At 45.9% G+C, this 7,786-nt stretch carries 8 protein-coding genes; 7 read left to right on the forward strand and 1 reads right to left on the reverse strand.

What is annotated here, in order from left to right:
* Window positions 1–142 precede the first annotated feature (142 nt).
* On the forward strand, window positions 143–763 hold the full coding sequence (locus AAAT87_RS03050; protein ID WP_295023518.1) for a TetR/AcrR family transcriptional regulator: 621 nt from the start codon (window positions 143–145) through the stop codon (window positions 761–763).
* On the opposite strand, the gene AAAT87_RS03055 is transcribed toward AAAT87_RS03050, so the two are convergent.
* A complete protein-coding gene (locus AAAT87_RS03055; RefSeq protein WP_295023520.1) occupies window positions 760–1,770 on the reverse strand; it encodes a GNAT family N-acetyltransferase in 1,011 nt (336 codons plus the stop codon). The two genes, AAAT87_RS03050 and AAAT87_RS03055, sit on opposite strands and share 4 nt — an antisense overlap.
* Window positions 1,771–1,901: 131 nt before the next feature.
* On the opposite strand from AAAT87_RS03055, the gene AAAT87_RS03060 reads away from it, so the two are divergent.
* The 6 genes from AAAT87_RS03060 to hisS all read left to right on the forward strand — a co-directional run bounded on the left by AAAT87_RS03060 (window position 1,902) and on the right by hisS (window position 7,481).
* The gene (locus AAAT87_RS03060; protein WP_349225584.1) at window positions 1,902–2,717 is read left to right on the forward strand and encodes a Rossmann-like and DUF2520 domain-containing protein; all 816 of its coding nucleotides are present in this window, start codon (window positions 1,902–1,904) and stop codon (window positions 2,715–2,717) included.
* 41 nt (window positions 2,718–2,758) lie between these two features.
* Entirely contained in the window at window positions 2,759–3,277 is a 519-nt protein-coding gene (locus AAAT87_RS03065) for a KdsC family phosphatase (RefSeq protein ID WP_349225585.1), read from the forward strand.
* 128 nt (window positions 3,278–3,405) lie between these two features.
* Window positions 3,406–4,080, forward strand: a complete 675-nt coding sequence (locus tag AAAT87_RS03070; RefSeq protein WP_349225586.1) for a Maf family nucleotide pyrophosphatase — start codon at window positions 3,406–3,408, stop codon at window positions 4,078–4,080.
* Window positions 4,081–4,256: 176 nt separating this feature from the next.
* Window positions 4,257–4,721, forward strand: a complete 465-nt coding sequence (locus tag AAAT87_RS03075) for a Fur family transcriptional regulator (protein ID WP_089543384.1) — start codon at window positions 4,257–4,259, stop codon at window positions 4,719–4,721.
* A 24-nt stretch (window positions 4,722–4,745) separates the two neighbouring features.
* The gene (locus AAAT87_RS03080; protein WP_089543383.1) at window positions 4,746–6,020 is read left to right on the forward strand and encodes an adenylosuccinate synthase; all 1,275 of its coding nucleotides are present in this window, start codon (window positions 4,746–4,748) and stop codon (window positions 6,018–6,020) included.
* 96 nt (window positions 6,021–6,116) lie between these two features.
* Window positions 6,117–7,481, forward strand: coding sequence for a histidine--tRNA ligase (gene hisS, locus AAAT87_RS03085; RefSeq protein WP_089543382.1), 1,365 nt, complete (start codon window positions 6,117–6,119; stop codon window positions 7,479–7,481).
* The last annotated feature ends 305 nt before the right edge of the window (window positions 7,482–7,786 follow it).

Below are 7,786 nucleotides of genomic sequence, written 5' to 3' on the forward strand. Positions count from 1 at the left end.
TGCAAAGGTAATAAAAACTTATTAAAAAAAGATGGATTTTTATTTTTTTTTGTATCTTTGCACAAAAATTATTTAAAGGATGCGGTTTTGCTATATGGAGTTGGCAGAATCGGATATACGACAAACCATTAAAATAAGAGATATGGCAGAAATTAATCAATATAGAAAGGAATTGCGCGATAAGATCATAGCTTATGCCATGAGAGAGTTTCACCAGCGCGGCGTGAAGGCGGTGAAGATGGATGAGATTTCTCGTGGACTTCGTGTGTCGAAGCGTACGGTGTATGAGATCTTCGGCGATAAGGAGGAACTGCTGCTTGCAGGAATGAAGATAGAGCGGGCAGAATACAAGGCCCGCGTTGAAGAGTATGCTCTTGCGCACGCACGTAATGTAATGGATGTGATTGGCTATATCTATCGCCTTCAGATGGAGCGTAACCAGCAGGTGGGTGTAGTTTTCTATGAGGAGATTCATAGAATGCCCCGCATCCTGGAGTTCCTGAAAGAGGAGCATGATAAGGAATATGATGATAGCATGCGCTTCTTCCAGGCTGGTGTAGATGAGGGATACTTCCGCAAGGATGTAAATTTCGAGGTGGTTTATGAGTCTTCGAGAATCTGTATGTCAGAGATGATGCACCAGCAGCTCTATAAGACATTTACGATGCAGGAGCTCTTCGATAATTTCACTCTCATTATGATTCGTGGTTTCTGTACCGATCGCGGTCTCGAATTGTTGGATAAGGCAATCGGACAGCTTTAAAGCTTGTATATCCATTTCATCAGTCTGTTGATGATGCCGATGTTGCATTTGAACCAGCGGTATTTTGCCACGGGCTTGCCTCCGAAGCTGCGAATGAATTCTCTATACGGATTTCGCTTCCAAGGTAAGCCTACATCCATAAAGTGCAGGTGCTTGAAGCCCCTTTGGTGGGCGTATTGGATGGCGTGCCAGACTGTCAGGGTATCGGGATGCAGATATCGGTAGCTCTTCCTGAGCGATGCCAGGTGCCACAGATAGGCATCGCTGTCGCTGAAGGCCAGGGTGCATCCGCCCAGTATCTTGTTTTCGTAAGATGCTTTCTTGATACCCAGGCGTTTCTTGTCGTAGGTTGTCACAAAGACCTTTGCTTCGCTGCTTTTGCTTATTTGCTCAAAGTATTCTCTTGGTGGCACATAGCGGCGAGGTTTCATCTTGTAGAAGTTTCTATAGAGTTGATAGAATTTTCCCACTTCGTTTTCGTCAGAAGTGCTATGGCATTTCAATCCTTTTCTTTCTGCTGCTTCAATTTGCATTTTAGCCTTGTCGGTGAGACGCTCTTCCGGTGTCTTGCTGTGTAGCGAATTGTATATTTCCTGCCAAGCTACAGGGAAGTAGCCCGTGCGACGGAAATGTCGGTAGCCGAACATCTTTTTCTGTATCTCTGAAAATTCGATGTAGAGGGTATGGCGGCGGGTGAGTTCGCGGGTCATCGCATGCAGAAGAGTAGGGAAGGTGGCTTCGGCGGTTTCTTCATCCAGATAGGCTCCTTCTCCGTGCACGTGGGCGTGTATATATATAAAAGGTGGAATAAGGATATGGCGGCGGTGTATCATGGCTAGCATTTGTCCGACTACTCTTCCTTCCTGGGTAGCTACAGCCATAATGGGGGTATCGCTTGGTACTTTTTCACCTATCTGGAAGAGTTCCAAGCTATGGAAGAAGTTGCCCTCCAACAGATGGGGCAGCTCCTCGTTTTCCGAATATATTCTTACTTCTATTCTTTTCACATTGCAAAAATAATAAATTAATTATAAAAAAACAAGTTTTCTTCCATTGTGTGGCTCTTTTTTAGTATTTTTGCACATTATCAAGGATTGTTTAGGTAAAAATGGCCTGATGGCTTGCGTAAGGCGGCTTGATGGCTTTAGGTAAAAATAAGATTGAAAAAGAAAAAGATATGAAGGTGATATTGATTGGTGCTGGCAATCTTGCCACTCATTTGGGGAAGGCGATATTTGCCGCAGGTCATGATGTGGTGCAGGTGTTCAGCCGCACGATGCAATCGGCTACGGCTCTGGCTTCCGAGGTGGGCGCACAGCCTGTTTCGGATATATCAGATGTTCGCTCAGATGCAGATTTGTACGTCGTTTCGGTGAAGGATAGTGCTATTGTAGAGTTGATTCCTGTTCTCTGCAAAGGCAAGGAGACCAAGGTCTTTCTGCATACGGCAGGCTCTATCCCGATGGATGTTTTCCAGGGAATGGCTTTACATTATGGTGTGCTTTATCCGATGCAGTCTTTCTCCAAGCAGCGTGAGGTGGATTTCTCTCAGATACCTTGTTTTATCGAGGCGAATGATGAGCATGCCTTGCAGCAGATCGGTGATGTGGCGCATCAGGTGAGCAGTAGGGTGTATCATCTGGCGAGTGAAGACCGCAAGTACCTGCATCTCTCTGCCGTCTTTGCCTGCAATTTCGTGAATCATTGCTATGCCTTGAGCCGGGAAATCCTGGAGGAGCACGGAATACCATTCGATGTGATGCTGCCGTTGATAGACGAGACGGCTGCGAAGGTGCACGAGCTGGATCCGAAAGAAGCACAGACGGGGCCGGCTGTAAGGTATGATGAGAATGTGCTTCGGGCGCAGGGAGCTCTGCTCAAGTCGAATCCGCAGATGAAGGATATCTATGACAGAATGAGCATGAGTATTCATAAGCTGAGTGTCAAGGAATAGAGTTCAAGTGTCTGATTACTAAATAGAAAAAGCTTTCAAGTATGATTAATTACGATTTGAAGAAGATAAAGGCAATTGTATTTGATGTGGATGGCGTGCTTTCCCGCCAGACCATTACGCTTGCCAGTACGGGTGAACCTCTTCGCACCGTGAATATCAAGGATGGCTATGCTATTCAGTTGGCTCAGAAGGTGGGTGTGCGCATCGTCATCCTTACGGGCGGAACTACCGAGGCTATCCGCAAGCGATATGAGGGATTGGGCGTGCAGGATATCTATATGGGATGTGCTGTGAAAACCAACACCTATGATGCTTTTCTGGAGAAGTATCAGCTTTCTGATGAGGAAATCATCTATGTGGGTGATGATATCCCGGATTACGAGGTAATGCGTCGTTGTGGCTGCCCGTGCTGCCCAGCCGATGCCTGCTCTGATATCAAGGAGATTTCCTGCTACGTCTCTTCTGCCAATGGTGGCGAAGGAGTGGGCAGGGATATTGTAGAGCAGGTGCTTCGTGCCAAGGGGCATTGGCTTTCCAATGCCAAGGCGTTTGGATGGTAAATTAATTAGTAATTTGAACTTTCGCATGAGTATCAAGAACGGGCTGAAGGTTCTATTATCCCAGAAGCAGTACGCCCTGAACGGGCGTGTGGAGTCTGCTAGCGAAAGTTCAGTATAGTAAAAAACAGATGAAGTATAAGATTATTTTGGCGAGCAATTCGCCACGCCGCAGAGAGTTGTTGGCAGGATTGGATGTTAATTTCGAGGTAAAGGTATTGCGTGGTATTGATGAAAGCTATCCTGAAGATTTGGATGCATACGATGTGGCTGAGTATATTGCCCAGAAGAAAGCGGATGCTTATCGCTCTTTATTGAATGTAGATGAGACTTCTGAAGAGGCTTCTGAAGATTCTACTTCAGAAAAGTCTTCAGGCAAATCCTCCTCCGATGATTTGCTCATTCTTACAGCGGATACCGTAGTGATTGCTCCTGCTGCCGATGAACAGAACGATCAGGAGGGTAAGGGAGTCATTCTCGGAAAGCCGCAGAATGCCGATGATGCGGTTCGCATGCTCAAGATGTTGAGCGGCAAGACTCACCATGTGGTTACGGGCGTATGCCTTACTACGAAGAAAGAGCAGCGCAAGTTCTCGGTATGTACGGAAGTAAGTTTCAAGGAATTTGAAGAATGGGAGATTAATTATTATATCACCCATTACAAACCATTCGACAAGGCGGGTGCCTATGGCATCCAGGAATGGATAGGTTACATCGGATGTACCGGACTCAAGGGCAGTTACTTCAACGTGATGGGCTTGCCAGTGCAGCGCATCTATGCAGAAATGCTTAAATTAGCAGAGTAATTGGTCGGGGCTTTTGTGTCAATTTGCATCAATAATCCCTAAACAGCCATCAGATTGGTGAAGAAACAGCAGGAAAATCATCAAAAATAGGGCAATTTAGATTTTTTAAATTTAAATATGCCCTTATGTCCGGAATTATGAGTATCTTTGTGCGTTTTATGTAACTAACAAGGATTATGACTGAGAAAAATAAAGCCAAGGTTCGTGAAATCTTGGACACATATTTGGAGTGCAATCATCACCGCAAGACCCCGGAAAGATATGCAGTTCTGGATGCGGTTTATAGCATTGATGGGCACTTCACTCTTGAAGAGCTGGATGCTGAGCTCACGAAGAGAAACTTCCGGGTGAGCAGAGCTACGCTCTATAATACAATGCATCTCTTCATCGAGCTGAGGCTCGTGATGAGACACAGTCTGGTGGATGGTACCAAATACGAGGCGTGCTATTACAACGATAGCCATATTCATCAGGTGTGTAGCGTGTGTGGGCAGGTAACGGAGATCAATGTGCCGGCTGTTACGGCAGCAGTGAATGACCTCAAGCTGCAGCGTTTCCGAAAGGATACTTTCGCCCTCTATATCTACGGCGTATGCAGTACATGCCAGGCAAAGCTTACACGCAAGAAAAACGATAAGTAATAAAAATAACTATATTTTATAGAAATGAACACAGGTAAAGTAGATGTCCTGCTCGGTTTGCAGTGGGGCGATGAAGGAAAAGGTAAGGTGGTTGATGTTTTGACCCCTAAGTATGATGTCATTGCTCGTTTCCAGGGTGGTCCTAATGCGGGTCATACTCTCGAGTTCGAAGGCGAGAAGTATGTTCTTCGTTCTATCCCTTCTGGTATCTTCCAGGGTGGCAAGGTAAATATCATCGGTAACGGCGTAGTCTTGGCTCCAGACCTCTTTATGGGCGAGGCTAAGGATTTGGAGAAGAGTGGCCATGACCTCAAAAGCCGTCTCTACATTTCTAAGAAGGCGCATCTCATCATGCCTACTCACCGTGTGCTCGATGCAGCCATTGAGGCTTCTAAGGGCAAGAACAAGGTAGGTACCACCGGTAAGGGTATTGGTCCTACTTATACTGATAAGGTAAGCCGTACTGGTCTTCGCGTAGGTGATATCCTCGAAAACTTCGAGGAGAAGTATGCTGCTCACAAGGCTGCTCATCTCAAGACTATCGCTAGCCTCGGATACACTGATTTCGATATCACTGAGGTAGAGAAGACCTGGATGGAGGGCATTGAATACTTGAAGCAGTTTAAGCTTATCGACAGCGAGGTGGAGATCAACAAGGTGCTCCGCTCTGGCAAGGACATCCTCTGCGAGGGTGCTCAGGGTACTATGCTCGATGTTGACTTCGGTTCTTATCCATTCGTAACTTCTTCTAATACCATCTGTGCGGGTGCCTGCATCGGTCTGGGTGTCGGTCCTAACCGTATCGGCAATGTCTATGGTATCATGAAGGCTTACTGTACTCGCGTAGGTGCAGGTCCATTCCCAACAGAGCTCTTCGATGAGACTGGTGCCAAGATTCGTGACCTGGGTCATGAGTATGGTGCGGTTACTGGCCGTGAGCGTCGTTGTGGCTGGTGCGACCTCGTACAGCTCAAGTATTCTGTTATGGTAAACGGTGTAACCGAGCTTATCATGATGAAGAGCGATGTGCTCGATGGTTTCGATACCATCAAGGCTTGCGTGGCTTACAAGTTGCCTGATGGCACTGTTACTACAGATTTCCCTTACGAGATTGATAACGTAGAGCCTGTTTACAAGGAGTTCAAGGGATGGAAGACTGATATGACTCAGTTTACTTCTGAGGATCAGTTCCCACAGGAATTCAAGGACTACATTGCATTTGTAGAGGAGTTCCTTGAGACCAAGATTGGTATCATCTCTATCGGTCCAGACCGCGCTCAGACTATTGTTCGTAAATAATTTGATAGTGTTTAATGTTTGGTGTATGATGTTTGCTTAAGGGTGAGCATAGCACTAGGCATTAAACATTTAACATTTAATATTTAACATAAATAAATGGCTCAGAAACCAAGTATTCCAAAGGGTACCCGCGATTTCGGTCCTGTTGAGATGGCAAAGCGTAATTACATCTTCAACACCATCAAGGATGTGTATGCCCTTTACGGATTCCAACAGATTGAGACTCCTGCCATGGAGACCCTTCAGACCTTGATGGGTAAGTATGGTGAGGAGGGCGACAAGCTGCTCTTTAAGATTTTGAATTCAGGTGACTATATGAATAAGGTGAGCGATGAGGATATTCATTCGCTCGGATCACTCAAGTTGGCAGCAAAGCTCTGCGAGAAGGGTCTTCGCTACGATCTTACCGTGCCTTTCGCACGCTACGTGGTGCAGCATCGTGATGAGTTGCAGATGCCTTTCAAGCGCTATCAGATTCAGCCAGTATGGCGTGCCGACCGTCCGCAGAAGGGTCGCTATCGCGAGTTCTATCAGTGCGATGCCGACGTGGTTGGTTCTGATTCTCTTCTCAACGAGGTTGAGTTGATGCAGATTGTAGATACAGTCTTTACCAAGTTTGGTGTGCGTGTCTGCATCAAGATCAACAACCGTAAGATCCTTACCGGTATTGCTGAGGTAATTGGCGAGGCAGAGAAAATCGTAGATATCACCGTGGCTATCGATAAGCTCGACAAGATTGGTCTTGACAATGTAAACGAGGAACTTCGCAATGATGGCATTTCTGAAGAGGCTATCGAGAAGTTGCAACCAATCATCTCATTGTCAGGTTCTAACGATGAGAAACTTGAAGTGATTTCCAAGGTTCTCGAAGGCTCTGAAATCGGATTGAAGGGTGTAGAGGAAACTAAGTTTATCCTTGATACCTTGAAGTCTGTTGGTCTGAACAATGAGATTGAGCTCGACCTTACTTTGGCTCGTGGCTTGAACTATTATACTGGCGCCATCTTCGAGGTGAAGGCGCTTGATACTCCTATGGGCAGTATCACTGGTGGTGGTCGTTACGACAACCTTACCGGTATCTTTGGCTTGCCAGGATTGAGTGGAGTAGGTATCAGTTTTGGTGCCGACCGTATCTACGATGTGCTCAATGCCCTCGATCTCTATCCAAAGGAGGCGGTCAATTCTACTCAGGTGCTCTTTATCAATTTCGGAGAGAAGGAGACAGCCTATTGTCTTCCTATCGTGACTGCCGCTCGTGCAGCTGGTATCCGTACAGAAATCTTCCCAGACAAGGCGAAGATGAAGAAGCAGATGAGCTATGCCAACGCGAAGCAGATTCCATTCGTAGTTCTCGCTGGCGAGAATGAGATGGCAGCTGGCAAGGTTACATTGAAGAATATGGAGAGTGGTGAGCAGACTTTGGTTTCTGCAGAGGAGCTCATCGCTGTCGTTAAGAAATAAAAATGGGTTTTTATTAGTTTAGTTATGGAACACAGTTTCCATATTATCATTTACTTATCCGTTTCCTTGTGTATGAATTTGTGAAAACTCTGCATAGGGAGGCGGTTTTTTTTTAGCTTTAGGGCTAGAAACGAATCCTTCTCATGTTGCCGGCAAGCAGATCAAGTATGTGCTGCAGTTTGGTGCCAGTATAGAGAATTAGCTGCAAGTGATAGGAGAATTAGCTGTAAGTGATAGGAGAATTAGCTGTAAGTGATAGGAGAATTAGCTGTAAGTGATAGGAGAATTAGCTGTAAGTGATAGGA

The organism is Segatella sinensis, from assembly GCF_040095255.1.
Lineage (GTDB): Bacteria > Bacteroidota > Bacteroidia > Bacteroidales > Bacteroidaceae > Prevotella > Prevotella sinensis.